Annotated in this window: 22 protein-coding genes and 1 riboswitch; of the genes, 10 read left to right on the top strand and 12 right to left on the bottom strand. The window is 62.8% G+C overall.

Annotated elements, in window-relative coordinates:
* Positions 1 to 3: 3 nt before the first annotated feature.
* Together AB0P14_RS12720 and recR are read left to right on the top strand one after the other, a co-directional pair.
* Positions 4 to 3,378, top strand: coding sequence for a DNA polymerase III subunit gamma and tau (locus AB0P14_RS12720; RefSeq protein WP_363842659.1), 3,375 nt, complete (start codon positions 4 to 6; stop codon positions 3,376 to 3,378).
* Positions 3,379 to 3,427: 49 nt separating this feature from the next.
* Positions 3,428 to 4,027, top strand: a complete 600-nt coding sequence (gene recR, locus AB0P14_RS12715; RefSeq protein WP_253597688.1) for a recombination mediator RecR — start codon at positions 3,428 to 3,430, stop codon at positions 4,025 to 4,027.
* A 72-nt stretch (positions 4,028 to 4,099) separates the two neighbouring features.
* Here the strand turns inward: recR and AB0P14_RS12710 are convergent, their stop codons facing one another.
* Positions 4,100 to 4,939 (bottom strand): helix-turn-helix transcriptional regulator, encoded by an 840-nt coding sequence (locus AB0P14_RS12710; protein WP_363842656.1) that lies wholly within the window; start codon positions 4,937 to 4,939, stop codon positions 4,100 to 4,102.
* 98 nt (positions 4,940 to 5,037) lie between these two features.
* Here AB0P14_RS12710 and ilvD point away from each other — a divergent pair, with 98 nt between their 5' ends.
* Positions 5,038 to 6,933, top strand: a complete 1,896-nt coding sequence (ilvD, locus tag AB0P14_RS12705; protein ID WP_363842654.1) for a dihydroxy-acid dehydratase — start codon at positions 5,038 to 5,040, stop codon at positions 6,931 to 6,933.
* Between the two features lie 184 nt (positions 6,934 to 7,117).
* Here the strand turns inward: ilvD and AB0P14_RS12700 are convergent, their stop codons facing one another.
* Together AB0P14_RS12700 and AB0P14_RS12695 are read right to left on the bottom strand one after the other, a co-directional pair.
* Entirely contained in the window at positions 7,118 to 8,323 is a 1,206-nt protein-coding gene (locus tag AB0P14_RS12700) for an ABC transporter permease (RefSeq protein WP_363842651.1), read from the bottom strand.
* Complete coding sequence (locus AB0P14_RS12695) at positions 8,320 to 9,309, bottom strand: ABC transporter ATP-binding protein (RefSeq protein ID WP_363842648.1); 990 nt, start codon at positions 9,307 to 9,309, stop codon at positions 8,320 to 8,322. Before AB0P14_RS12695 ends, AB0P14_RS12700 begins: the two co-directional genes overlap by 4 nt.
* A 362-nt stretch (positions 9,310 to 9,671) precedes the next feature.
* Here AB0P14_RS12695 and AB0P14_RS12690 point away from each other — a divergent pair, with 362 nt between their 5' ends.
* Complete coding sequence (locus AB0P14_RS12690; protein ID WP_363842645.1) at positions 9,672 to 10,958, top strand: aspartate kinase; 1,287 nt, start codon at positions 9,672 to 9,674, stop codon at positions 10,956 to 10,958.
* A 136-nt stretch (positions 10,959 to 11,094) separates the two neighbouring features.
* Here the strand turns inward: AB0P14_RS12690 and AB0P14_RS12685 are convergent, their stop codons facing one another.
* Entirely contained in the window at positions 11,095 to 11,400 is a 306-nt protein-coding gene (locus AB0P14_RS12685; protein WP_363842642.1) for a hypothetical protein, read from the bottom strand.
* A 21-nt stretch (positions 11,401 to 11,421) separates the two neighbouring features.
* Positions 11,422 to 11,646, bottom strand: coding sequence for a hypothetical protein (locus AB0P14_RS12680; RefSeq protein ID WP_363842639.1), 225 nt, complete (start codon positions 11,644 to 11,646; stop codon positions 11,422 to 11,424).
* Between the two features lie 137 nt (positions 11,647 to 11,783).
* On the opposite strand from AB0P14_RS12680, the gene AB0P14_RS12675 reads away from it, so the two are divergent.
* Together AB0P14_RS12675 and AB0P14_RS12670 are read left to right on the top strand one after the other, a co-directional pair.
* Positions 11,784 to 12,314 (top strand): MarR family transcriptional regulator, encoded by a 531-nt coding sequence (locus AB0P14_RS12675; protein ID WP_363842637.1) that lies wholly within the window; start codon positions 11,784 to 11,786, stop codon positions 12,312 to 12,314.
* A 4-nt stretch (positions 12,315 to 12,318) separates the two neighbouring features.
* A complete protein-coding gene (locus AB0P14_RS12670) occupies positions 12,319 to 13,236 on the top strand; it encodes a 3-methyladenine DNA glycosylase (protein WP_363842635.1) in 918 nt (305 codons plus the stop codon).
* A 259-nt stretch (positions 13,237 to 13,495) separates the two neighbouring features.
* Here AB0P14_RS12670 and AB0P14_RS12665 read toward each other — a convergent pair whose 3' ends face one another.
* A complete protein-coding gene (locus AB0P14_RS12665; RefSeq protein WP_363842633.1) occupies positions 13,496 to 16,156 on the bottom strand; it encodes a sialidase family protein in 2,661 nt (886 codons plus the stop codon).
* Between the two features lie 350 nt (positions 16,157 to 16,506).
* On the opposite strand from AB0P14_RS12665, the gene purS reads away from it, so the two are divergent.
* The 3 genes from purS to purL are packed head-to-tail and all read left to right on the top strand — an operon-like array spanning position 16,507 to position 19,832.
* Positions 16,507 to 16,758, top strand: coding sequence for a phosphoribosylformylglycinamidine synthase subunit PurS (purS, locus tag AB0P14_RS12660; RefSeq protein WP_363842630.1), 252 nt, complete (start codon positions 16,507 to 16,509; stop codon positions 16,756 to 16,758).
* Between the two features lie 2 nt (positions 16,759 to 16,760).
* The gene (gene purQ, locus AB0P14_RS12655) at positions 16,761 to 17,513 is read left to right on the top strand and encodes a phosphoribosylformylglycinamidine synthase subunit PurQ (RefSeq protein ID WP_363842627.1); all 753 of its coding nucleotides are present in this window, start codon (positions 16,761 to 16,763) and stop codon (positions 17,511 to 17,513) included.
* A gap of 9 nt (positions 17,514 to 17,522) precedes the next feature.
* Complete coding sequence (gene purL / locus AB0P14_RS12650) at positions 17,523 to 19,832, top strand: phosphoribosylformylglycinamidine synthase subunit PurL (protein WP_363842915.1); 2,310 nt, start codon at positions 17,523 to 17,525, stop codon at positions 19,830 to 19,832.
* Between the two features lie 215 nt (positions 19,833 to 20,047).
* On the opposite strand, the gene AB0P14_RS12645 is transcribed toward purL, so the two are convergent.
* From AB0P14_RS12645 to AB0P14_RS12620, 6 genes are all read right to left on the bottom strand, one after another.
* A complete protein-coding gene (locus tag AB0P14_RS12645; protein WP_363842624.1) occupies positions 20,048 to 20,626 on the bottom strand; it encodes a DUF1990 domain-containing protein in 579 nt (192 codons plus the stop codon).
* Positions 20,610 to 21,017: an MmcQ/YjbR family DNA-binding protein gene (locus tag AB0P14_RS12640; protein ID WP_363842621.1), complete on the bottom strand. Its 408-nt coding sequence runs from the start codon at positions 21,015 to 21,017 to the stop codon at positions 20,610 to 20,612. The genes AB0P14_RS12645 and AB0P14_RS12640 overlap by 17 nt, the downstream gene beginning before the upstream one ends.
* On the bottom strand, positions 21,014 to 21,616 hold the full coding sequence (locus tag AB0P14_RS12635) for a dihydrofolate reductase family protein (protein WP_363842618.1): 603 nt from the start codon (positions 21,614 to 21,616) through the stop codon (positions 21,014 to 21,016). The genes AB0P14_RS12640 and AB0P14_RS12635 overlap by 4 nt, the downstream gene beginning before the upstream one ends.
* 69 nt (positions 21,617 to 21,685) lie before the next feature.
* Positions 21,686 to 22,507 carry a hypothetical protein gene (locus AB0P14_RS12630; protein ID WP_363842615.1) on the bottom strand — a complete coding sequence of 274 codons (822 nt, stop codon included), beginning with the start codon at positions 22,505 to 22,507 and terminating at the stop codon, positions 21,686 to 21,688.
* A 32-nt stretch (positions 22,508 to 22,539) separates the two neighbouring features.
* On the bottom strand, positions 22,540 to 23,496 hold the full coding sequence (locus AB0P14_RS12625; RefSeq protein ID WP_363842612.1) for a polysaccharide deacetylase family protein: 957 nt from the start codon (positions 23,494 to 23,496) through the stop codon (positions 22,540 to 22,542).
* A gap of 50 nt (positions 23,497 to 23,546) precedes the next feature.
* Positions 23,547 to 23,963 carry a CoA-binding protein gene (locus AB0P14_RS12620; protein ID WP_363842609.1) on the bottom strand — a complete coding sequence of 139 codons (417 nt, stop codon included), beginning with the start codon at positions 23,961 to 23,963 and terminating at the stop codon, positions 23,547 to 23,549.
* A gap of 94 nt (positions 23,964 to 24,057) precedes the next feature.
* Positions 24,058 to 24,171, top strand: a riboswitch (SAM riboswitch).
* A 90-nt stretch (positions 24,172 to 24,261) separates the two neighbouring features.
* On the opposite strand from AB0P14_RS12620, the gene AB0P14_RS12615 reads away from it, so the two are divergent.
* Entirely contained in the window at positions 24,262 to 25,023 is a 762-nt protein-coding gene (locus AB0P14_RS12615) for an ABC transporter ATP-binding protein (protein ID WP_363842912.1), read from the top strand.
* The last annotated feature ends 12 nt before the right edge of the window (positions 25,024 to 25,035 follow it).

Below are 25,035 nucleotides of genomic sequence, written 5' to 3'. Positions count from 1 at the left end.
ACTGTGAGCGCACCAACAGCCCTGTATCGCCGGTACCGTCCCGATTCATTCGCTACCGTAATCGGCCAAGAACATGTCACAGCCCCCCTTATGGCTGCGCTGGACAAGAACCGCGTCAACCACGCCTATCTCTTCTCTGGCCCCCGCGGTTGCGGTAAAACCACCTCGGCACGCATCCTGGCCCGGTGCCTGAACTGCGCCAAGGGCCCCACCTCGCACCCCTGCGGTGAGTGCGATAGCTGCGTTGAACTGGCCCGCGGCGGTGCCGGTTCTTTGGACGTCATTGAGATTGATGCTGCCAGCCACGGTGGTGTTGACGATGCCCGCGATCTTCGCGAACGTGCCACCTTTGCCCCCATCCGTGACCGGTACAAAATCTTCATCATCGATGAGGCCCATATGGTCACCTCGGCTGGGTTCAACGCTTTGCTGAAAATCGTTGAAGAGCCTCCGGAGCACATCAAGTTCATCTTTGCCACCACCGAACCTGACAAGGTCATCGGCACCATCCGTTCCCGGACACACCATTACCCCTTCCGACTAGTGCCTCCGGAGCCACTCATGGCTTATTTGGCACAGTTGTGTGAACAAGAGAACGTGGCCGTTGCCCCGGGCGTACTGTCGTTGGTGGTCCGTGCCGGAGGCGGCTCCGTGCGTGATTCGCTCTCAGTTCTTGACCAGCTCATGGCCGGCGCGAACGCCACGGGTCTGGATTATGATCTGGCCGTGGACCTGCTCGGCTACACCCACTCTTCACTTCTGGACGACGTCGTGGAATCCTTGGCGGCCAGTGACTCAGGCACAGTTTTCAAATCGATTGACCGAGTCATCCAGACCGGCCATGATCCTCGCCGCTTCGTGGAAGATCTGCTCGAGCGCTTCCGCGATCTGATCATCGTCCAAGCCATGCCGGAAAGTGCCCACGCAATCCTGCGCGGCGTCCCGGAAGAACTGATCGCTCGCATGCAGACCCAGGCCGCCCAGCTGGGTGCCGCCGAACTCTCCCGCGCTGCCGACGTGACCAACGCCGCCTTTAACGAGATGACAGGTGCGACCTCTCCACGCCTGCATCTGGAATTGCTCGGCGCCCGGCTTCTGTTGCCGGGGGCTGACTCCTCCACTCGCGGCATGGCGACTCGACTGGACCAACTAGAACGTCGACTCAACTACTCAGGGACACCGGTGGCGGTCCCCTCAACCGAGCTCCCCGCGGCTGCACCTCAGCAGGGAAATCCCGCACAAAATTTCCCCGTCCCCAGTTCCGCGCCGGCCTCATACGAGTCCGCTACCGGCATCTCCGCCAGCGACCCATCCGAAAGTGCTGGCGGTGGACTGGCAGCTGTCCGGGCACAATTGGCTCGAGCCAAGGAAGCCGCTGGTGCCGAAGTGGCAGCCCGGCAGACCTCAGGCACCAGCCCTGCAGGAGTTCAGACCCCCGAATCTTCGGATCAGCCGGCACCTACAGAACCTTCAGAACAACTGGCCGCCGCAACGCCACCGGCACAGCCGGCACCCTCGGTGCCAGCCGCGCCACAGCCTCGTCAGCAGACCCACCCCAGTGACTCAGGGCAGCCGCAGCAGACCGCACGTCCGGCCCGCACTTGGGATGATCTGCCTACCCCCAGTGGCAACGTGGACTTTATGAGCCAGCCACAGGACAACCCGGCGGTTGCAACTCCGGCTCAGAACCAGCCGTCCCACCCCTCCCAGTTCCAGCCAGAACAGCACCAGCCGTCCCAGCTCGCACCAACGCAGTCAACACCTCCTGAAGCTGCCGTAAATGTCGGTGGCACTCCGCCTGCCGGGATGCCGACTCCCGGTGCGACGGCTGCCAGCCAATCTGCCGCTGGCCCCTCGGGTGCTGGCTCCTCAGGCGCTGGCTCCTCAGGCATTGAAGTCATCCGCCGCGCTTGGCCGGAGATCATCGGTGCACTGCGAAACATTCGCATGGCCTCGTGGGTCATCGTCAACCAGAATGTGGTGCCGCAAACCTTTGACGGTCAAGAACTGCGTGTGGGGCTTCCCTCCACCGGCCTCATTGCCGCTTTCAGTAACGGCGGGCACCTGGCGAACCTACAGCAGGCCATCAACGAGGTTCTTGGCCTGAACGTCCAGATCCTCCCCGTCGACGGCGAAGCCCCGAAGGCGAGCTCTGAACCAAACCCAAAAGTTCGAACTGGTAACCCTTCACCACAACGTGGAGGGCCTGGCAACACTGCCGCCCCGCAGCTAACGGACTCTCCTAGCCAGGGACAGCCAGCCGCCCCAGTTGACCACGATTCTTGGGGCTTGCCGGTTGAGTCGGTTTCAGCGCCGGCACCCAAGGCAGTGCAGGCTCCGGCACCTACGCCTGCGCGACGGGAAGCGGACGCCACTTCACCATCCGCTGTGCACTCTCCCGCATCACCTGTGTCGACTGCATCTGCGGCAACCACCGCACGCACCGTCTCCGCCGTGGAGGAAACTGCCCCTTGGGATGGGCCGCCGGAACCCAGTGATCAGTGGGATGAACCGTACCCTGATTTCGTTCCACCGGCAGATCTCTACGAGTCGGTCGCTTCGTATCCTCCGGAAGATTCATATCCGTCCAACGATGCTGCTCCGCCCACCGGTTCGGTAGCTCCCGCAGCAGCCCCTGCGTATTCTCCGCCTAAGATTTCACCCATTGCTGCGTGGACTACGGGCTGGGATTCCCCGGCTGTGGAAGCGCCTGTTGCTGCCCCGGCCGCACCCGAAACACCTCGCCGCAGCGAGCTACTCGCCCAGCAAGCTGCCCAGCAGGCCGCCCAGCCAGCTACGGCAGATGCCCCTCAAGACTGGGGAGTTTCGTTGGGTCAGACCCGTCGATCCGATGTGGCTGATCCCGGTTGGGGTGACGTTTCTGCCGCACCCGACTGGGCTCAGCCGGCCACGGCAGATTCGGGAACTGTAGATTCCGGAATCGCAGGACCAGTCACCGCTGATTCAGGCGCGACCAGTTCCATCGCCTCGCACCCCACCTCTCGTGTAGCCGAGCCCGCAACACCTGCGGCAAGCCCCGAATTCACCCCGGCACCGGCCAGCAACCTCGCGGAAGCGCCAGGTCACCAAAGCCCGGGCGATGCCTCGGTGACGGCTCCTGCCCAGGAGGATCCGGCGTCGAACGTGTCAGGCGGGGGGGAAAAGCTGAGCATGTATCAGCGCCTGGCCAACAGCCCGGCGGCTCAGGCAGCGCGCGTCCAGACACCGGCGGCCGCGGCCAACGCCCCGTACGTGGAGGACGTCCCCAGCCCGGACGATGTCACCATTGAGGAATCCGGTGTGGTGGGACAAGCCGCCGTCGAGCGTATTCTTGGCGGAGTACTCATCGAGGAACGCCCGCTCAATAATTCACATTGAGCGAGCCCCATCACCATTTCGAAATAACCAGCAATAGACAAGAGGCAGTGTGTACGAGGGAGCAGTTCAGGAGCTCATTGACGAGTTGGGTCGCCTGCCCGGGATCGGCCCGAAATCGGCTCAGCGGCTCGCCTTCCACATCCTTGAAGCGGATCTGGACGATATGAAGCGTCTGGTCAGTGCCATCACCACTGTCAAGGAACGCGTCAAGTTCTGCACGGTCTGCTTCAACGTCACGGAGGCGGAACTGTGCAATATCTGCCGCGATGAACGCCGTGACCCCACCATCATTTGCGTGGTCGAGGAGTCCAAGGATGTGCTGGCAGTGGAGCGCACCCGCGCCTTCCGCGGCCGCTATCACGTGCTGGGCGGCTCCATTAATCCGATCGCCGGGATTGGCCCCGACCAGTTGCGTATCCGCGAACTGCTCACACGTCTCAACGATGCTCAGATCCAAGAGATCATCATCGCCACCGACCCCAACCTGGAAGGCGAAGCGACAGCAACGTACCTCTCCCGCATGCTGAAAACTCTGGGCATTGCCGTGACGCGCCTGGCATCAGGCCTGCCGGTGGGTGGCGATTTGGAATACGCCGACGAGGTTACCCTAGGCCGCGCCTTCGAAGGCCGCCGCAACGCGCTGACGTAAAGCGTTCTGGCCCGACCGGCCCTACCGACCCCCGAAAACCTCTACTGCCCCGCGAGGATGCAGGGGACGTGATCAGATTTCGTGGTCAGCGGCCGCGAGCTGCGCCAGACGCTCGCGCGTGGGCGTCCCCGTCGTGGGCACGTACATGACGAAGTGCAGATTCGGGACGTCGGCAGGCACCAGCCGTTGCTGCTCAAACGTCAGCTCCCCCACGTGCGGATGAAAAAACACACGCTGCCGTGAGGAAAAGTTCAGCACCACGTGTTCAGCCCAGATGCTGGCGAACTCCACACTGGCCGCTTGCAGCTTCTGAACCAGCGCCGTGTGGGACGCGGAGCCCAGCCGGGAACCGGACTCCGCGCGGAATTCCGCCACAAAGTTCCGTGAGGTGATGTCCCAGTCAGGCAACATTTGCCGCAGTGCAGGGTCGGTAAAGACCAACCACAGCAGATTTCTTTCGGCCGGGGCCACCTCGGCAATGCGCGAATACAGGGCCTGGTAGGCGGCATTCCAGCCCGCAATCCCCCAGTCCGGCGACACTGCGAATGCTGGGAAATCCACGGCATCGAGCAGTGCTTGCAGGTGCGCCGGGACGGATTCAATGGCTGCCGTCCCGGACAGAGAAACCGCTCCGTGTCCACCCAACGCCAGCACATACGACTGTTCGGCCGCGCTGAGCCGCATCACCCGACCAATGGATTCAAGTACCTGACGCGAGGCGTTGATGTCCCGGCCCTGTTCCAGCCACGTGTACCAGGTGACACTGACGGCGGCGAAGGCAGCAATCTCCTCGCGGCGCAGTCCCATGATCCGGCTGCGTCCAATAGGCGGCAAACCGTGTTCCGCCCGAAGTAGCCCAGCGCGGCGGTCACGGAGAAACTGGCCCAGCTCACGGCGTCGTTCTTCATTCATTTCACCAAATCTAGCACTGCCACTACTAGTATTAGCGCCGTCCGCGCAGAGCACCCCGAATGCGGGTTAAGCGCCAGGATTGCTGGTTAACTATGTTTATGCCCACATTACGTTCACGCACAGTCACCCACGGCCGCAACATGGCCGGCGCCCGCGCCCTCATGATGGCCTCCGGCGTTGCCCAGGCCGACATCGGCAAGCCGATCGTCGCCGTCGCCAACTCCTTCACCGAGTTCGTGCCCGGCCACACCCACCTTGCCCCCGTGGGCCGGATCGTCTCCGACGCGATCCACAAGGCCGGCGCCATCGCCCGTGAGTTCAACACCATCGCCGTGGACGACGGCATCGCCATGGGCCACGGCGGCATGCTCTACTCGCTGCCCTCGCGCGATTTGATCGCCGACTCCGTCGAGTACATGGTGAACGCGCACTGCGCCGACGTGCTGGTCTGCATCTCCAACTGCGACAAGATCACCCCCGGCATGCTCATGGCAGCGCTGCGACTGAACATCCCCACCGTGTTTGTCTCTGGCGGGCCCATGGAAGCCGGCCGGGTGACCATGACCGACGGCTCCATCCGCTCCCTGGATCTGGTGAACGCCATCTCCGACGCCGTGGACGACTCGGTCTCGGACGCGGACATTGACCTCATCGAGGCCAACGCGTGCCCCACCTGCGGCTCCTGCTCCGGCATGTTCACCGCCAACTCGATGAACTGCCTGACCGAGGCCATCGGCCTGTCACTGCCGGGCAACGGTTCGCTGCTCGCCACGCACACCGCCCGCAAGGAACTGTACGAGCGTGCTGGCGCCACCGCCGTCGAGATCGCCAAGCGCTACTACGAGGACGACGACGAATCGGTGCTGCCGCGCTCGATCGCCAGCTTCGAGGCGTTCGATAACGCCATGGCTCTGGACATTGCCATGGGCGGCTCCACCAACACGATCCTGCACTTGCTCGCCGCAGCGCAGGAAGCCGGGCTGAAGTACGATCTCGAGGACATTGACGCGAAGTCGCGCCAGGTGCCGTGCCTGGCCAAGGTCGCCCCGAACGTTGCAGGCGAGAAGACCTTCTACATGGAGGATGTGCACCGCGCCGGCGGCATCCCCGCCCTGTTGGGCGAGCTGAACCGCGGCGGACTGCTGCACACAAACGTGAAGTCCGTCCACTCCGAGGGCCTCACCGATTGGCTGGATGACTGGGACATTCGCGGCGGCAAGGCCACCGATGAAGCCCAGGCACTTTGGACCGCAGCCCCGGGCGGTCAGCGTTCCTCCACCGCGTTCTCGCAGTCAGCCGAGTGGACTTCACTGGACACCGACGCCGCTGAAGGCTGCCTGCGCGATGTTGAGCACGCCTTCTCCAAGGACGGCGGCCTGGCCGTGCTGCGCGGCAACATCGCGATCGACGGCGCCGTGGTCAAGACGGCCGGCGTGGACGAATCCATCTGGACGTTCGAAGGCCCGGCCGTGGTCTGCGAATCTCAGGACGAAGCCGTTGAGAAGATCCTGTCCAAGGTGGTCAAGGCCGGCGACGTGGTTGTCATCCGCTACGAAGGTCCCCGCGGCGGCCCCGGCATGCAGGAAATGCTCTACCCCACGTCCTTCCTGAAGGGCTTGAAGCTGGGCAAGGTCTGCGCACTGATCACCGATGGCCGCTTCTCCGGCGGCACCTCGGGCCTGTCGATTGGCCACGTCTCCCCCGAGGCTGCGGCCGGCGGCACCATCGCCCTGGTCAAGAACGGGGACCGCATCCGCATCGACATCCCCAACCGCTCCATGGAACTGCTGGTAGACGAGGCTGAGCTCGATGCGCGCCGTGACCTGCTCGAATCGACCACCGGCTACCAGCCTGTGGGCCGCGAGAGGGAAGTCTCCGCCGCTTTGAAGGCCTACGCCGCCATGGCCACGAGCGCCGACAAGGGCGCCATCCGCCAGGTCCCGGCGGACGTAGTCCTGATGAAGGCGCCGCGGACCCAGGTTCCTGTGGCGTAGTCCGCACCGCCCGGTCCCCGTCCGGCCGTATTTCCGGACCTGGTGCAATAAATGCGCCCGCCCCCCATTATTGCGCCCCGTCTACCGGGCGCAATAATGGGGGGCGGGCGCATTTTTCGATGGGTGGCCGCAGCCGGACGCCGTCGCCCTTCGCCCTTCGTCCTTCGTCCTTCGAGGCAGAGGTTCAGGCGACGCGCGTCCCCCTCGGCAGCTTGCCGGCCGGGGTGCGCAGGGAGCGCCAGCCAAGGGCCAGGATGCCGGCTGCCACCAGCAATTGCAGGCCCAATCCCAACGGCCAGAGTGGCACCTGCTGTTCGAACTCCGACGCCGTGACCTTGCCTCCCGCGCACTGATACGTTGCATCCGGCCCCGCCTGCGCGTAGCGGGCTCCCTGACTGATGGTCTCAAACACGCCGTTCAAACCGTAGGGCTGCTCCTGAGTTGTCCGCGCCGGGTAGGGAATGGCGTCGGCCACCACCACGAACGGGTTCATGGCCAGCAGCCAAGCGACCCGTTCGGTCCACGTGGCCCGCTGTTCCTGCAACGGCCCGTAGCACGCATATTCGTCGTTTTCATCCGTGATGTCGGGAGGAAGCGGCACCGGTGGGAAAATCTCCGTGTCCTGGTCCGGGGCCTCCTCCTCCGTGTACATCTCCATACCCTTGTAGAAGGTCTGATTGGCCTCCACTGTGCCGTTGCTGACGGCAGCGCCCAGGCCAAAGGCAATCAGAGTGCCAAAGACCAGGGCTGCCACGGTCAGGTAGGTGACCACAATGGAAAAGAGCGGCCGGTTGGCCAACGCCGAAATGCCAACGCCCAGGGCACACACCACGCCCAGTTCGAGGGCCAGCATGAGCAGGGCAACCAGAATGTAGCCGGCACCCAGACCGCCTTGGGCGATGCCGAAAATCAGGAACGGGACGCTCACCACCAGGAACGCCAGGCTGACAACCCAGGAAGCGAGGAACTTCCCCCACAGGAGCTGGCCGGGCCGCAGCAACGTCACCTGCATGATGGCCAAGGTTCCGGCGGAACGGTCGCCGCTGATCGCGTTGGCCGAGAAGGCGGGAGCCACCAGCAGCCCGAACAGCAATACAAAGGCACACACCGCTTCGAAAATCAGCGGCCCCGGGCCCACCCTGCCAAACCCGGGGTCAAAGGCGTAGCCGGACTGCGCCTTCCAGCTGATCCAGGTCAAGGCCGTCACCAGCCAGATCAGCGCAAACCAGATGCCCAGCATGATGTACCAGCCACGCGATCGCAGGCGCTGGCGCAGTTCCATGCCCACCATCGCCGCCACACCTGATGTGTAGCGGCCCATCCGGCCGGGGCCGGGCGCCGGCGCCCCGGCGGAAGCCTGCGGGGCCGGAGGATTCTGCACAGTTGTCATGACTGCTCCACCTTCATGCTCATGTAAGTCTCTTCCAAGGCGCCGACGGCCGGGGCAAAGGAACACACATCCACGCCGGCAGTCACCAGGTCGCGCAGCAGCGCCACCGCCTGGTCCTCGCGCTCAACAGCAACGCTCACGGAGGCCCGGCGGCCCGGCCCGTCTGTAAAAGGCACGCCCAAGGCGGCCAGTGCGGAGGCCAGGGCGGCCGGGTCGAGCGCCGCGATGGCGTAGCGCCGGCCCTGCCCGGAGGCCTGCTCCACGGATTGGGCCAGTACCGTTCGGCCCTGGTTGACGAATACCGCGCCGTCGGCAATCTCATCGAGTTCCGCCAGCACGTGCGAGGAGACCACCACCACCCTGCCCTCGGCGGCCAGCCGCCGCAGGATTCTGCGCAACGCCACGCGCGATCCCGGATCCAGCCCCGACGCGGGTTCGTCCAGGAGCAGCACTTCCGGATCGTGGATCAGCGCACGCGCCAGGCTCAGCCGCTGTTGCTGCCCCCTGGAGAGTACACGCGCCTTTTGATCGGCCAGCGAGGAGAGGTTGACCAACTCCAGCAGCGCCTCCACCCGGCCCGGCACCCTTGCCTTGGGCAGGTGGTAAAACTTGGCCATCGTGGTGAGAATTTCCCGGGCCGTCAGGGCCTCCCACACCCCCAAGGTGTCCGGCATCCAGCCGATCTTGGCCCGCGCCGCGGCCGGATCCCTGACCGGGTCGATCCCCATAATGCTGATGCTTCCGGCGTCCGGTGCCAGCAGCGAGGCCAACATGAGCAGCAGCGTGGTTTTACCGGCCCCATTGGGTCCAATGAGGGCTGTGACCTGCCCGGCCGGAGCGTGCAGTGTCATATCCACGACGGCGTTCACCGCACCAAAGCTGCGGGACAGCCCGGTGGCGGACAGCCCACGGAAACCCTCCGGAATGTGCGGCATCGGTGAAGGCGCGGATGGCCCTCCGGGCGGTGGTGGCTGGTCCTCGGTCATCGTTACCTCCCTATAGGCCCCAATTGAGATCGTGGCCCCAGCATAGGGTGCGCCGGGCACCTGAGTCATCATCCCGCAGCCGGACATTGCAAGTGGTCCGCGGCAAACCCTCCGCGCGTTCATGGCAGCTTCACCGCACCCTGGCCGCGCCTTCACCCCGACTTGGCCATAGTGCGGCCCGTAATGGACCAACATGTGGACACTTCAATTCCACGTTGGCACCCTGCCGCGCTAAACTTGGTCAACTGCCTTCCGCGCTGATGATGCCGCACTGGCCCAGCGCGAGTCGCGGCCCGGCGTGAGCGGCAGCGATATTTTTTCTCTCCTAGTGTTGCGTTAGGTAAGTCAATGAGTGTGCATCCATGAGCCTGATTGTTCAAAAGTACGGCGGTTCCTCCGTATCCGACGCCGCAGGCATTCTCCGTGTAGCCCGCAGGATTGTCAGCACCCAGGCAGCCGGCCATGAGGTCGTCGTCGTCGTTTCCGCCATGGGCGACACCACCGATGAGCTACTAGATCTGGCCGCACAGGTCTCCGAGCATCCTCCGGCCCGCGAGCTGGACATGCTCATGACCGCCGGCGAACGCATTTCCATGGCACTGCTGGCCATGGGCATCAGCGCCCAAGGTGGTGTGGCCCAGTCTTTCACCGGCAGCCAGGCCGGCATGATCACCGACGGAATCCATGGCAAGGCCCGCATCATTGACGTGGACCCGCACCGTGTCCGTACCGCCCTGGACAAGGGCAAGGTGGCCATTGTGGCCGGTTTCCAGGGCATGAGCCGCACCACCCACGAGATCACCACCATGGGCCGCGGCGGCTCCGACACCACCGCCGTTGCCTTGGCTGCCGCCCTGAACGCTGACGTTTGCGAAATTTACACCGACGTCGACGGCGTTTACACTGCCGATCCCCGGGTCGTCCCCAGCGCCCAGAAAATCAGCAAGATCTCCAGCGAGGAAATGCTGGAGATGGCGGCCTCGGGCGCCAAGATCCTGCACTTGCGCTGCGTGGAATACGCCCGACGTTTTGGACTGCCCATCCACGTGCGGTCATCCTTTAGCGACAATGAGGGTACCTGGGTCCTTCCCAGCCCCAACGACAAAATCAAAATCTCAGAGGGAGTTGCCTTGGAGCAGCCAATCATCTCCGGCGTGGCCCACGACCGGTCCGAAGGCAAAGTCACAGTTGTTGGCGTGCCGGACATCCCCGGCAAGGCCGCCATGATCTTCGGCATCATCGCCGGCGCACACACCAACATCGACATGATCGTGCAGAACATCTCCACCAAGGGTTCTGGCAAGACGGACATCTCCTTCACCCTGCCCATGGTTGAGGGCGAGGACGCGCTGGCCGCACTGCGCGCCCGCCAGGAAGACGTTGGCTTCGAGGACCTGATCTACGATGACCAGATCGGCAAGCTTTCCCTGATTGGTGCCGGCATGCGCTCCAACCCGGGCGTTTCCTACCGCTTCTTCAAGGCCCTGTCCGACGCCGGCGTGAACATCGATCTGATCTCCACCTCCGAGATTCGCATCTCGGTAGTGACCCGCGCGGACCTGCTTGACGTTGCTGTTCGCGCAGTACATCAGGCCTTTGGCCTGGACACTGACGATGAAGCAACGGTGTACGGCGGCACCGGCCGCTAATCCCCACTCACCGGCCCAGCAAATCGCTGACGCGATTTCCTGGGAACCTGGTGAGCGTGGGCCCAAAACTACGGGCGTACACACTAAAAAGCTGACCCGCAGAATTTCTGCGGGTCAGCTTTTTTTAGTAGCGGGGCTAGTGTTCCTCGGCTGGTTCTTCATCCTTGCGGACTGCGTAATGGTGGCCGTCTGAATCGGTCCGCTCTTCAAAATGGGACAGTTGCTCATCGCTACTGTCTTCGAAGTCATCATGGCGATGCACCACAGGAGAATCCATATCGCCCTGATCAGCAGGGCCGAAAACCGTCTGGAACTTCTCGGTTGCATGCATTAATTTATCTACGAACTTTTCACCGCTCGTCATCATCAACACCCCCTCTCCACAGGAAAACCTTGTGTGGGTGACCTTCCCCAGTTTACGCCGGAAGGCCACCAAAGGCACGGGATGTTTTGTGAAGATACGCTAGCGAAGCGACTGGTCGTTGGGGTCCTTGGGTACCAGGTACGTGCTGCCATCGGCCCGGGTGACGGTGACGAAAGCTTGGCTCGCCGCTTGTTGACTCGTCAAAAGAGCCTTATTTTCCGGGGTCATCTCGTGATCCAGCGGGCTGCTGCTGGCTGGGCCCAGGATGTAGCGCAGTCGTCCGGTAAAGCGCATCAACCGTTGGGCTGGATTCATCTTCGGCATGGCTGCAATCCTCGTGGGCAAGGGCGGAAAACACCCGGGTGATCATGGCAATAGTATCCATAGTACAGTGATAGTTAGTGCACTAACTAATTGGCGCTATGTGCCCGCCAAGTATCTGAAACAAAGGAAGCAACTTCATGACTGCCGCTGAGAACGATCTGCTGCTGGAGCGCCAATTGTGCTTTGGCCTCAGCGTCGCTGCACGGAGCGTCATTGCTGCCTATAAACCTGTCCTGGCCGATCTTCAGCTGACCCATCCGCAATATTTGGTGATGCTGGCCTTATGGGAACAGTCTCCGCGCCGCGTCAAAGATATTGGCAGCGCCCTCCTGTTGGAATCGGCCACCCTCTCCCCGCTGCTCAAGCGCCTCGAGGCTCTGGGCTACCTCACGCGCACCAAGGACAGCGCCGATGAGCGCGCCTTGGCGATTGATCTCACCGCTGCCGGTGCCGCCCTGCGCGAAAAGGCGTTGAAAGTGCCTGGAACCATGATGGCCAGGCTCGGCCTCGATCGCGAGGGTGCCATGGCCCTGCACCACAGCATGATGATCTTGATCGATGCCGCCACTCACGCAGATGACATTCACGCGGACGACGCCGGGACCTCACCATCCGCCGTCACCTCCCCGTCTGCGGATCTGGCTTCTGTGGGCATAGCGGATAATTGAGCGCATGACCTCTGCCCTACTCTCCCTCACCGAGGACGCTTGGCAAGGCCGCGCCACTGCGCACCGGAACCGCGTTGAGCGGTACGCCGCCCCATATTTGGCCCGCAGATCTGCCGGCCAAAAGCATCCCGTGGAGGACTTTCTCTTCACGTATTACACACAAAAGCCTGGTCAGCTGTCCCGTTGGCACCCGGGACCGGGCGTGATTCTGACCGGGGCCGCGGCAGCCGAGCGCTTGGGCTGGAAATTCTACCGGGCGGCGACTCCCGCCGAATTGTCGGCGAGCGAGGCACCTGATTCACGTTCCGGCGTCGTACTTGATCTGGAGGACTTTCTACTCCAGCGCAAGGAGGCTGTGGATTTTGCGCGGATCATCCTGGGCCGAACGGCAGCCAGGCCCGCACAATTTGGCTGCTTCGGGCTGCATGAATGGGCAATGGTGTACCAGCAGGAAGCCAACGAGGTGCGCCATGAATACCTCGAGCTGCGGCTAGGCTCGAGTGGCACGGATCAGGTCGTGGAGGACAACAGGATCCGCTGCACGCATTTCGATGCATACCGTTTTTATACTCCCCAAGCCTTGGGGCTCAATGAGTTGCGGCCCACGCGGGAGAACCAGCGCGATCTGGAGCAACCCGGTTGTCTGCACGCCAATATGGACCTCTACAAATGGGCGTACAAGCTGTCCCCCGCGCTGCCGAGTGAGCTCGTCATGGACTGTTTTGAGCTGTCGTGGCGGATCCGGGCCATGGACATGCAGGCCTCGCCGTACGACCTGGCGCAGTGGGGCTACCCGCCCATCCAGATCGAGACGCCTGCCGGCAAGGCGGATTATGTGGCGCACCAGCGGGGCTTTGGTGCCGAGGCCGCTGTTTTGCGCGGGCGTCTGGCCGTGGCTGTCGCCGCCCTGACCGGCGCCTGATTCCCAACGCCGCAGGGCATGGTCCCGGCCTAGGAATTGAGGAGGGCCGCGGGATCCAGCCTGTTAAAGCGTTGGGAACCGTCCAATTCCTGCTGGACGGCGAACATCACGGACCACTGGGCGGCAACTTAAACCATGGTTGAATCCCAACGGGCCGCGAAGCTGAAATGGGCTGGCGTGGTTAACGCCAAACCGCTGGTTGGGCTGGTCGAGATAAGATTTCGACCAGTCCAACCAGCGGCAGGAACTGTCCTTTTGACTAGTTCGGCGTGACGTGGAAGGTTCCGAAGGACAGCATCGTGCCGTCCTGGCCGGAAACTACCAGGGTGTCCTTGCCGTTCTTGGTCCCGGCAGGCACCTCGAAGGTCAGCGTGCCCTGCGCATCAGCCAGGAACCAGCCGATGCGGGCACCGTGCTGGTTCAGGTGCACATAGGCCCACTCATTGGCCGGCAGGTTCTTGATAGTGACCGTGTCGCCAACACTGTACTTGCCAGCCTTCAGGCCCAGGTCGACAGGCTCCTGGCCCTTCAGCTGCTGGCGCTCAACGCCCGGCTCGAAGGCCGGCTTCTCCGGGGTGGCCGGCTGCACAGGCAGTTCAACTGCAGGCACTGCGGCGTCAGCCGCGGCATCCTTGGCGCCGTTGGCTGCGGCAACCGCGGCGGAAGTCTCCGCCACAATACCTGCGGCGAGCTCCGCCGTCGTCAGATCACGGGTTTGGGTGAAGGTGGCGGATTCGCCAACAGCCAGGGTGCCGTGCTCGGTACCGAATCCTGCGACGCTCGTCAGGGTGACGTTGCCGGAGTTGGTGGCGGTGACGGTGGTGGTGACGGTGTCGCCGGTGTTGGCCAGGCCGTTGCCGTCAACGTCGTTCCAGACGGCCGTGGCGGAAGCCGTCAGTTCGGGGTTGCGTGCCAGGACGTCAACCTCTGTGCCCGTGACGTTCAGGACCAGGGTTTCCATGCCGCTGGCCGTAACCTGCCAGGTGGTCTGCGGGACGAAGAAACCGTTGGCGAGCTCATCGGCTGTGACCGCGTGGCGCGGAGTCCCACAGGTGTAGTTGGCCCACATGGCGAGGTTGTTCCAGCGGCAGTTGCCACCGGCCGGGGGAAGGAGAGGATCGAAGTTGCCAGCTGTTGGCGCAACGTTGGAGGTCACGTTGCTCAGGCTGGTGACCTTGAACTGGTACGGGAGCTTTTCGCCCACCGTGTAGGGGGTGGTGGCCAGGTCGCGGTTGAGGTCGGTGCGGGAGCCGACAACGTCCAGGCCGAGAGTGGGTGCGGCGCCGCCGGTGACAGTCACGGGGACAACTGCGCTGAATTCGCTGGTGCCGTAGCTGACCTTTGCCGTGACCGAGTAGTTGCCTGCCTTGGCGCTGGCCGGGATGGTCACCGGAACGGTGACGGTGGCCGAGGCGCCCGCTGCGATGTCGGCGAATGCCGCGGAACCAAAGGTCCAGGCATTCTGGTGGGCGAAGGAGGCCTTGGCGCCGGAGATGGTCTTGCTGCTGCCGTTGACCAGGGTGATTTCGGCGTCCACCGTTGCGCCATTGGCGCCGGTGATGGCCTTGGCTGTGGCCTCGACGCCGCATTCGATGTCCAGCCATGCCGCGTTGAACTTGCCGAACGTCATGGTGTTGCCGTCGCCCTCGTAGAACACGCCGAAGGTGCCGTCGCCCAGTGCGGTGGCGGTGGAGTAGCTCATGGCTCCGGCCTTGAACTGCTTGCCTGCACTCCAGGTGGCGCCGTCGTTGCAGGAGTAGCGGATGGTGCCGTTCTGGCGGCCGGAGGTGCTGTTGGCGTTGGAGAACAGCAGCATCTTGGCCTCTTCGGAGCCCTCGGCTGCGTCCGGGAACATGCGGGTGATGGAGGCGTTGTTGACAGGGTCAGCCAAGCGGGTGTCTACAGTGACGGGACCGTAGCTGTGACCGCCGTCCTTGGAGATGGCAATCTTGCGTCCGCCGTTACCGCCGGAGCTGGCACGTGAGTTGAGCATGACGTCCCCGTTGGAGAGCTCAACGGTCTTGTTCTCATCCATGCCGGTGCCGGTGAACTCGCCGCGCTGCCAGGTCTTGCCGTGGTCGTCTGAGTAGACGCTGTAGGCCTGGTACTGGATGGTGCCGTTGGCCTGCTTGACCTTTCCGGTGAACTGCTGGATGAGGCGGCCTGCGTACTGGCCGTACTTGAGCTGGATGCCCTGTCCGGAGGCGGCAAAGACACCCTGCACGCCGCCCACATTGTTGGAATCGCCTACAGGCTTGACCACGTCGGTGATCAACGGCCCGTCAAAGCTGGCAAATTCAGAATCGGCAGTGTAGTCAACGGGAGGCAGCACCGGCATGTTGGCCGGATCCATGGACCAGGTCTGGCCCTTGTCCCTGGAGACGGCGACGGCGGAACTGGTGATGTTGCGGTCGCCGTCATCATTGCCGAAGCCGCTGCCCTGGAAGCTGACGTCCTTGGAGTAGACGAAGAAGTTGAAAACATCCCCGGTCTCTTCATCAACAATGTAGCTGGGGTCGCTGAAGCCGTAGCGCAGCTTGCCATCGCTGGCGGGCTGGCCCTTGGCCACGTAGGTGGGGGTGCCCCACGTCTGCCCGTTGTCGGTGCTGCGGCGCTGGATGATGGAGTTCGGGGACGGGGAGTCCCCGCCATCGGGGCGACCGTCGTAGGAGGCCAGCACAACACCGTCGCCCAGGTGGGCAAGTGCCGGGATGCGGTAGTAGCGGCCCAGTACCGGATCAATGGCGTTGTCACCGCTCTTGGCCAAGACCTGCTCCCCGTAGCTGGGTGAGTCAGCTGCCTGGACTCCTTCCGCAACTGCCGGGGCGACCATGCTGGCCAGGAGGCCTGCGGTGAGTGCCCCGGCGATGGCTGCAGTCCGGGGCTTCTTCCATCTGTGTTGGATGTTGGTGGATTTCATGTGGTCCTTTCGAAGCGGCCGTCGTTGACCGCGTGGCTGTCCCCAATTCACAAATCATTTCCTGCCGGACCATTACTCATCAGACATGGAATGTCCTACACCTTAGCGTGTCGCGGGTCACAATGCGACTTTGCATAAAACCCCGCCCGGCGGTTACCACCGTTCACCCCCGGAGGTGGATGAGACCCGCGCCACGCAAATTCCAGAGTTTGCAATCACTGCGTAGAATGGAATGGCAAGCTCGCGGAGCGCCTTCTCATAACATTTCAGGTCAGCAACAAGTGACCCGAGAAGTTGGCGTAAGACGGCACCTCCGCGGCACCCTCTCTTAAACACCAGGAGTTCCTTCGATGCCTCGGATCGTTGTCGACGTCATGCTCAAGCCCGAAATTCTGGACCCGCAGGGGAAGGCCATTGTTGGCGCACTCCCCCGCCTGGGCTTCACCGCATTCTCCGCTGTCCGTCAGGGCAAGCGCTTTGAATTGAGCGTGGACGGCGAGGTGACCGAGGAGATCCTGGCCCAGGCACGCGAAGCCGCCGAAACAATGCTCTCCAACCCGGTCATCGAAGACGTTGTCAACGTTGAAGTTGTGGCGGACTAGCCATGAGTGAAACCCCCTTGATTGGCGGAGCCGTCCTGGCTCCCGTTGATTCGCGTCTGGCCGGCGCCCGCATCGGCGTGGTGACCTTCCCGGGCACCCTCGATGACCGCGACGCAAGCCGCGCCGTCCGTCTCTCCGGTGCGACCGCCGTCGACCTTTGGCATGGCGACACCGTCCTGGCCGACGTTGACGCCGTCATCATCCCCGGTGGATTCTCCTACGGCGACTACCTGCGTGCGGGCGCCATTTCACGCTTCGCGCCGCTGATGTCACAGATCATCGACGCCGCTAACTCGAGTGCCAAGCTGCCCGTTCTGGGTATTTGCAACGGTTTCCAGATCCTGACCGAATCGCACCTTTTGCCCGGTTCCATGATCAAGAATGATCACCTGAAGTTCTTGTGCCGCGATACGGTGCTGCGCGTGGAGAACAACAACACCGCCTGGACCAACGCGTACACGCAGGGCCAGGACATCACGGTGCCGTTGAAGAACCAGGACGGCCAGTACATCGCGGACGAAAAGACCCTTGACGCTCTTGAGGCTGAGGGCCGCGTCGTGTTCCGCTACATGGGTGGCAACCCGAACGGCTCGCGCCGCGACATTGCCGGCATCTCCAACGCCGCGGGCAACGTGGTGGGCCTCATGCCGCACCCCGAGCACGCCGTTGAGCACGGCTACGGCCCCGGCCACACGGGCACCGACGGACTGGGCTTCTTCACCTCAGTTTTGAACACTCTTCTGGGAGACAAATAAATGAGCGAGATTTCAACAGAGCCCGCGAAGAAATTCAACATCGACACGGTTGAGAACGCCGCCGCAACCCCCGAGGTTGAGCTGCCTTGGGCCGAACTTGGCCTGAAGCAAAACGAGTTCGACGACGTCGTGAAGGTTTTGGGGCGACGCCCCACCGCCGCTGAACTCGCCATGTACTCGGTGATGTGGAGCGAGCACTGCTCGTACAAGTCCTCCAAGAACCACCTGCGCCAGTTTGGTGACAAGGTCACGGATGAGATGAAGAAGGACATGCTGGTGGGCATCGGCGAGAACGCCGGTGTCACCAACCTCGGCGACGGCTGGGCCGTGACGTTCAAGATCGAGTCCCACAACTCACCCACCATGGTTGAGCCGTACCAGGGTGCCGCAACCGGCATCGGCGGCATTGTCCGCGACATCATCTCCATGGGCGCCCGTCCGGTTGCCGTTATGGATCCGTTGCGTTTCGGCGCGATCGACCACCCCGACACCGCCCGCATCATGCACGGTGCCGTGGCCGGTATCGGCGGCTACGGCAACTCGCTGGGCCTGCCGAACATCGGCGGCGAAATGGTCTTCGATTCCGTTTACCAGGGCAACCCGCTGGTCAACGCACTCGCTGTTGGCGTCATGCGCCACGAGGACATCCGCCTGGCCAACGCCTCCGGCCAGGGCAACAAGGTTGTGTTGTTCGGTGCCCGCACCGGCGGCGACGGTATTGGCGGGGCCTCCATCCTGTCCTCGGAGTCCTTCGACAACACCAAGCCGTCAAAGCGCCCCGCCGTCCAGGTGGGTGACCCCTTCGCCGAGAAGGTGCTGATCGAGTGCTGCCTGGAACTCTTCAAGGGTTCCTTGGTTGAGGGCATCCAGGACCTTGGCGCCGCAGGCATCTCCTGCGCCACCAGCGAACTGGCCTCCAACGGCGACGGCGGCATGGAAGTTGAGCTGACCTCCGTCCTGCTGCGCGATCCCACCCTGACACCTGGGGAAATCCTGATGTCCGAGTCCCAGGAACGCATGATGGCTGTTGTGACGCCGGAAAACGTCGCCGCGTTTGAAGCCGTCATGGACAAGTGGGCCGTGGAGTACTCCTGGCTGGGTGAAGTGACAGGGACGGGCCGCTTGATCATCAAGTGGGACGGCGAGGTAATTGTCGACGTCGATCCCCGCACCGTTGCGCACGACGGCCCGGTTTATGACCGCCCGTACGCCCGCCCCGAGTGGCAGGATGCGCTGCAGGCCGACAAGTTCAACGGCTCAACCGCCGATGCGAACCGTCCGGCCACCGCCGATGAGCTCAAGGCCGCCGTGCTGGAACTCGTGGCCTCCCCCAACATGTGCTCGAAGGACTGGATCACCAACCAGTACGACCGCTATGTTGGCGGCAACACCGCCCAAGCCTTCCCCGACGACGCCGGCGTGATCCGCGTTGACGAGGAAACCGGTCTCGGCTTCGCCGTGGCCACCGATGCCAACGGCCGCTACACCTTCCTGGACCCGTACCACGGCGCGCAGCTCGCCCTGGCCGAGGCCTACCGCAACGTCGCCACCTCCGGCGCCATTCCGATGGCCGTCTCGGACTGCCTGAACTTCGGCTCCCCCGAGGATTCTGATGTCATGTGGCAGCTGGCCGAAGCCATCCGCGGCCTCTCCGACGCCTGCATGGTGTTGGGCATCCCGGTCACCGGCGGCAACGTCTCGCTGTACAACCAGACCGGCACCACGCCGATCCACCCCACCCCTGTTGTGGCCGTTTTGGGCAAGTTCGACGACGTTGCGCGCCGCACGCCGTCGGGCTGGCAGGAGGATGGCCAGGCCATCTACCTGTTGGGAACCACCGCGGATGACCTTGACGGTTCCGAGTGGGCCAACATGCGCGGCCACCTCGGCGGACTGCCGCCGAAGGTTGATCTGGAGCGCGAGCGCGAATTGGGCGAAATCCTGATCAATGCCTCACGCGACGGCATGATCGACTCCGCGCACGACCTCTCCGAAGGCGGCCTCGCAGCAGCCCTCGTTGAGTCTGCGTTGCGCTTCAACACCGGTGCCCGCGTGGCGCTGGATGAAGTTGCGGCCCGTGACGGTGTCGACACCTTCACCATGCTGTTCTCCGAGACGCAGGGACGCGCCATCGTGGCCGTGCCCCGTAGCGAAGAGGTCCGCTTCAACGACATGTGCACTGCCCGCCGTTTCCCGGTGGCCCGCATTGGTGTTGTTGACGCAGCCGGCGATGCCCTGGACATCCAGGGCCTGTTCGCCGCTGAACTGGATGAACTTCGCGAAGCACACGAGGGAACCCTGCCGAAGTACTTCGGCTAATCCCCACACCCTCCCTCAAAAAACCCCGACCGACTCTTCACGGAGTCGGCCGGGGTTTTTGTTTTTGGAGCAGTACTTTCAGGGTTTGATCTTCACCTGCCGCCGTCGGGGCAAGCGCCCGTAACCACTAAGAAGACTGTGTCCGGCGCGTCCCTTGCGCCGGACACAGTCTTTTCGTATGAGCTGAGCACCCTGGAACGGCGGAAGGAAAGTGACTAAAAACCGCCCGTAAGCGTGCGTGCTGCCTGCTGGTAGGAGCGGGTCACACCGGCCTGGGTGAGCTTGGTGACCGGAGCACCCAAGGCATAGATCAGACCCGCAGGTTTACTGAAGGCCAGCAGCCTGAAGTACACGCCGCCGTCGGGCTTCATCATGGCGATGAACGCTTCCTCACCTAGGGCAGGGTGGCCAGGGAGTGTGCCGTAACCAAAGCCCGCCATCTGCAGTTCCTTCCCGTCGGGGCCGGGCATTAACGCAGGCTCCAGGGCCCAGACGACCTCGCACGGCACCGGCAGACGCAGATTGCCCACGCCAAAACCGCTCACTACGTGAGCTCCCACTACGGCCCGTGGCGGGGCTTTGACCTGGAGGCCGGCTCGGCGCTGGATTTCCCAGCTCATAATGCCCTCGGCCAGCGCATCAAACGCTTCCTGACCTGCTCCGACGGCAAGTGTTTTATCCACATGGTCAAAACCTTTGGGCCATTCGATCGTCTCGGCGGTTTTCTGGGCAGCCAGCCTGGTCAGACCCAGAAACGGGTAATCTAAGGCGCCACGACTAGCTTTTGGCGACATATGCGCTCCACTCCAATGCTTGTTGCTGATTCTTGGGCAGCCCAGCCACCACAAGATCGTAGGAATCTTCCATCATTTCCAGCACCATTTGTTCCTCCACCGCAGAGGTATCCACGGTATTCCAGTGCTGCTTGTTCAAGTGATATCCGGCGGTGATTCCAGGGTTGGCTTGGCGCAGTGCCGGGGCCAGCTCGGGATCACACTTGAAGCTGATTTTTAGTGGCTCGGCTTCCAGATCGCCCAGCGCAAATACTTTGCCCACCCGCACAGTCCCGCCGCTGCTAGGCGCTTTGACCTTGAAAACGCTGATTTCGGGCCCGAAGGGGAAATCCTCATAGGCGCCTGTCATGGCCAGTGCCGCGGCACGCAGAACCGTAGCGGCGATACTCACGGCAACCCGATTTCTGACGCCAGTGCCTCACCCTTCGGTGCCTCATCCTTGAGCACACAATAGCTCAGCACAGCAAATTCGCCGTGCTGCTCGGCGCTGCGTAGTTTCAGCCGTTCGGCTCCCACATTGCGCGGCAACAGTGGTGCCCCGCTTGTCAGCGCTGCCGGGGCGAAGGTGATAACCAGTTCATCCAGCGCCTCGCAATCCAGGAACTGGCCGGCCACATCTCCGCCGCCTACCACCCAAATATCCAGCTCGCCGGCTGCCGCCCTAATCTCCTCCAAGACCTCCGGCACGGAACCACTGACGAAGCGGACGTCGGCACCGTCGGGCAGGGGAAGACTACGCGAGGTGAACACGTAGGTGGGTTTGCTGCCGTAGAACTGCTGCCATTTGCTTGGCTCCGCTAGGAGATTTTCGGCCTTGAGTACCCACTCATAGGTGGCAGAGCCCTCCACAAAAACACCCGCCGTCTCCATGAAGGCGGCAATGTCGGGGCCGCCGGAATTATCCACGGCAAAGAGCCAATCCAAGGAATGGTTTTCATCTGCCAAGAAGCCGTTCAACGTTGATGCGGTGTAGTACACGGTCTTCGTCATGGATTCAAGGCTACCGGCAGTATGTGTGCCCCGCCGTACCGGCGCACACCGTACCGGCGCAACCAGGCGTCAGGCCAGACATAAGCGGCCGAGTGGGGTCAGACGCACTTCCTGCAAGCCGTCATAGCGGCTGAGCCGGCCCAACCATTCCCCACCCCACTGGTTTGTGTAGTCGCTGCGCGCACCCTCGGGCGGAACGTAACGCACATCCACCAGACCAAGCGTTGCCGCGTACTCGAAAAGCAGCACCAGCACGTACCGCCCCTGCAACAAAGACCAGTCGCTGTAGCCTTCGTACCCCAGACTGCCGTACTGCGGGTCCTCGATGTAAAGCTTCCACAATCGCATTTCTGTGCGTTCAATTTTCGGGTCCATGCCCAACGCCTGCATTTTTGCAAACAATGCGTCCACTGGCGTCCATGAATCCTCGGTCAATAGCCGCAGTCCCTCGGCTGCCAGCTGCCGCCGAGGTTTCAAGGCACTCAAGACGTTGGCGGAGCGCTGGCCCTTGATGGCTTCTATTCGGCTGAACTCATCGATGATCCCCGCCTTCAACCACCGTTCCCAAAGTCCCTTCAAAACCAATGCAGGGTCCTTGGATAGTGCCGTGCAGCCACGCGACGTCAATGCCATTCTGGGACCGTCTGCCAGTCCACCGGCCTGCAGCAGTAACGGCCAGGCAAAACCGGAGATGGGTTCGTTGGCATAAAATTCCCCGCCGGGCAGCACAGTCTCCAACAACCGCATGGTGGCAGCCGTGGGTTTCCGTGTGGCAGCACTGACCCGTAGTTTTCCGGCGTCGGCCAGCGCGAGCACCACCGGTAGCTGGGCCAGCGCCCTCTGCTCCGTATGAACTTCGGTGGCATCCCGGGTGCGATCTTCGTTTTCCACCGGCTTAAGCTCCTTCTATTTTCTACGTGATGCTACGGGGTGGCCAGATAATCTTCGAGCAGCACCACTTTGAGTCCGGCTGCTTTTTGCGCTTTGAGGAAGGCCGCGAGGTCTTCCGGGAATTCCTTCCTAAAATGCATGAGCACAATGTCCCCAGGTCGCAGCCCCGCGCCCACTTGGTAGTCCATTCCCCCTGCATTTGCCTTGCTTTCCCAATCCACAATGGCCTTCATGCCGCACTCCGCAACAGCCCGCCGGGTGGCCATGGTGTATGGGCCACCCGGCGGTCGGAAGAAGACCGGCCGGCGCCCGAACTGCTGTTCTTCGAAGTCAGCCATGCCGCAAATTTCGGCCTTTTGCTGCTCGTAGCTGAGCTGAATAAATCCCAGATTATGGGTCATGGTGTGGTTTTCAATGAGGTGTCCGGCCGCAGTGTATTTCCTGTAGAAATCTGAACTTCCGGCGATAAAATTGTGAGCCAGAAACAACGAGGCCTTGATCCCGTGCTGCTCCAGCAGCGCCAGGTCCGAGTCCCGCTTCACGGCGCCGTCGTCGATCGTCACGAACACCACCTTTTGCTCGGTAGGCACCTTGGTCAGCACCGGCGCCATCCCGTCGACGATGGGCGGCAGCACATAGTCCGGCACCAGCCCTTCAAGGGTGTCTACCCTCCCGGTGGCCGGGTTAGTCGCTGGCTGAGCGCTGGGGACTTCCGACGCCGGAGCTTGCGTACTCGAGGCAGTGCCAGTCGCCGCGGGGGTACTCGAGGCAGCGGCGCTCTCGGGAGGAGTTTTTGTGACCGGGTTGCTTGCGACGGGGGTACTTATGGGCGGCGCGGTAGTAGCTGGCGCAGTTACTGGGCCCGGCAGCGCTGAACTGTTGGTGTTGACCCACCACAGGCCGGTGGCCACGAGTGCAATCGCTAGGAGCAACACCGAAAATGCCACCCAACGGCCACGGCTGGGTGAAAGGTCAAGGTGGCGGGGCATGGCAGCTTTCCTTATTTCTGGAAATCGTTGTTCAGCACAGCCTGCGCCGCTTACAACCCGAGTTTTGCGGCTTCAATCTTGGGACAGGTATTCATCACCACGTCCAGTCCTGCAGCTTGTGCACGTTGGGCCGCGTCCTCGTCAATAACGCCCAGCTGGAGCCAGACAGCCTTGGCACCCTCCGCGATGGCCTGGTCTACAACATCACCCACCCGGGTGGAATTTACAAAACAGTCCACCACGTCGATGGTTCCGGGGACCTCGGCCAAGGCTTTGTACCCCTTGGCACCATGGACGTCATCGCCTTTCAAACTCACCGGGATGATCTCCTGGCCCAGGTGCTGCTGGAGGTACAAGGAAACACCGACGGCAGGTCGCAGCGGATTACCGGACAAGCCCACAACAGCCCAGCGACCGGGTGTGGTCAAGAGCCGGCGGATGAGCTGCGGGTCATTGAGGTGTGCCATGTTACGAGCCTAGTCCTCCCACCGATTGTTACGCTTCGCGAACTCCACCCGCTTGCCGATTTCTGCCGCACACCACTACGTCCTAGTCTTGAGATGACCATCCCGAGCGGCCGAGAGATCTGGCTCATTGACGCCGCAGCAACCCTGGTTGACACCTTTGTAGAAGGAGTCATCGCCGGCAGGGTGCTACCGCCAGGAACGATGGAGTGTTGTGATGTCTGCTTTACTTTCGCCCTCGGTGTCTGCCGAACCAGTGGCGCCACCAACAATAGTTTCTGATCCCCAGGGCACTGCGGCCATGCCGGTTTCCTTTCATGGGCTTGGCAGGTCTTTCAGTTCCAAGGCCGGCACCCACACCGTGCTCCGTGATGTTTCCTTTGACATTCAGGCCGGGGAAATCGTAGCCCTACTGGGACCTTCTGGCTGCGGAAAATCCACCCTCCTGCGTGCCGTTGCCGGACTCGACGCTCCCAGCAGCGGCTCCGTGAGCATTGATGGAACAGCCGTAACCGGCATTGATTCACGCTGTGCCGTAGCCTTCCAGGAACCTCGGCTCCTGCCCTGGAAGTCGATCGCCAGCAACGTGGCGATCGGGGTTCCTGCCGGAGCCGACTCCGCCCGCAGCCGCCTCGTGGTGGAAAATCTGTTGGAACTGGTGGGTCTATCCGCCTTCGCCGGGCACCGGCCGCGGGAAATCTCCGGCGGCATGGCCCAGCGCGCATCCTTGGCCCGCGCCTTGGCTCGCAACCCTGGAGTTCTATTGCTTGACGAGCCCTTTGGCGCGCTGGATGCCCTGACTAGAATCACCATGCAGGACCTGCTGCTGGATATCCATTCGGCAGAACCGACCACGGTTCTGTTGGTCACTCACGACGTAGATGAGGCATTGCAGCTCGCGGACCGGATCATCCTGTTGGGCTCCGACGGCACGGACCAGCCCGGTTGCACCATTGTGCGCACCGTGGACGTGCCCGGCACACGCCCCCGCGACCGGGCATCAACAGAACTGGCCGGGCTGCGCAGCTCACTGCTTACCAGCCTCGGCGTCGACGGCCACTAGCCGCTACTTTTT

Source organism: Specibacter sp. NPDC078709 (assembly GCF_040686795.1).
Classification (GTDB): domain Bacteria; phylum Actinomycetota; class Actinomycetes; order Actinomycetales; family Micrococcaceae; genus Specibacter.
Note: the sequence above shows the minus strand (reverse complement) of the source record. Positions and strands in the feature narration are given on the sequence as shown.

What these genes read in the sequence shown, in the direction of transcription:
- AB0P14_RS12710 (WP_363842656.1), bottom strand. Translation starts at nt 4,939, where the DNA reads ATGAATGAAGAACGACGCCGTGAGCTGGGCCAGTTTCTCCGTGACCGC.
- ilvD (WP_363842654.1), top strand. Translation starts at nt 5,038, where the DNA reads ATGCCCACATTACGTTCACGCACAGTCACCCACGGCCGCAACATGGCC.
- AB0P14_RS12700 (WP_363842651.1), bottom strand. Translation starts at nt 8,323, where the DNA reads ATGACAACTGTGCAGAATCCTCCGGCCCCGCAGGCTTCCGCCGGGGCG.
- AB0P14_RS12695 (WP_363842648.1), bottom strand. Translation starts at nt 9,309, where the DNA reads ATGACCGAGGACCAGCCACCACCGCCCGGAGGGCCATCCGCGCCTTCA.
- AB0P14_RS12690 (WP_363842645.1), top strand. Translation starts at nt 9,672, where the DNA reads ATGAGCCTGATTGTTCAAAAGTACGGCGGTTCCTCCGTATCCGACGCC.
- AB0P14_RS12680 (WP_363842639.1), bottom strand. Translation starts at nt 11,646, where the DNA reads ATGCCGAAGATGAATCCAGCCCAACGGTTGATGCGCTTTACCGGACGA.
- AB0P14_RS12675 (WP_363842637.1), top strand. Translation starts at nt 11,784, where the DNA reads ATGACTGCCGCTGAGAACGATCTGCTGCTGGAGCGCCAATTGTGCTTT.
- AB0P14_RS12670 (WP_363842635.1), top strand. Translation starts at nt 12,319, where the DNA reads ATGACCTCTGCCCTACTCTCCCTCACCGAGGACGCTTGGCAAGGCCGC.
- AB0P14_RS12665 (WP_363842633.1), bottom strand. Translation starts at nt 16,156, where the DNA reads ATGAAATCCACCAACATCCAACACAGATGGAAGAAGCCCCGGACTGCA.
- purS (WP_363842630.1), top strand. Translation starts at nt 16,507, where the DNA reads ATGCCTCGGATCGTTGTCGACGTCATGCTCAAGCCCGAAATTCTGGAC.
- purQ (WP_363842627.1), top strand. Translation starts at nt 16,761, where the DNA reads ATGAGTGAAACCCCCTTGATTGGCGGAGCCGTCCTGGCTCCCGTTGAT.
- AB0P14_RS12645 (WP_363842624.1), bottom strand. Translation starts at nt 20,626, where the DNA reads ATGTCGCCAAAAGCTAGTCGTGGCGCCTTAGATTACCCGTTTCTGGGT.
- AB0P14_RS12635 (WP_363842618.1), bottom strand. Translation starts at nt 21,616, where the DNA reads ATGACGAAGACCGTGTACTACACCGCATCAACGTTGAACGGCTTCTTG.
- AB0P14_RS12625 (WP_363842612.1), bottom strand. Translation starts at nt 23,496, where the DNA reads ATGCCCCGCCACCTTGACCTTTCACCCAGCCGTGGCCGTTGGGTGGCA.
- AB0P14_RS12620 (WP_363842609.1), bottom strand. Translation starts at nt 23,963, where the DNA reads ATGGCACACCTCAATGACCCGCAGCTCATCCGCCGGCTCTTGACCACA.
- AB0P14_RS12615 (WP_363842912.1), top strand. Translation starts at nt 24,262, where the DNA reads ATGCCGGTTTCCTTTCATGGGCTTGGCAGGTCTTTCAGTTCCAAGGCC.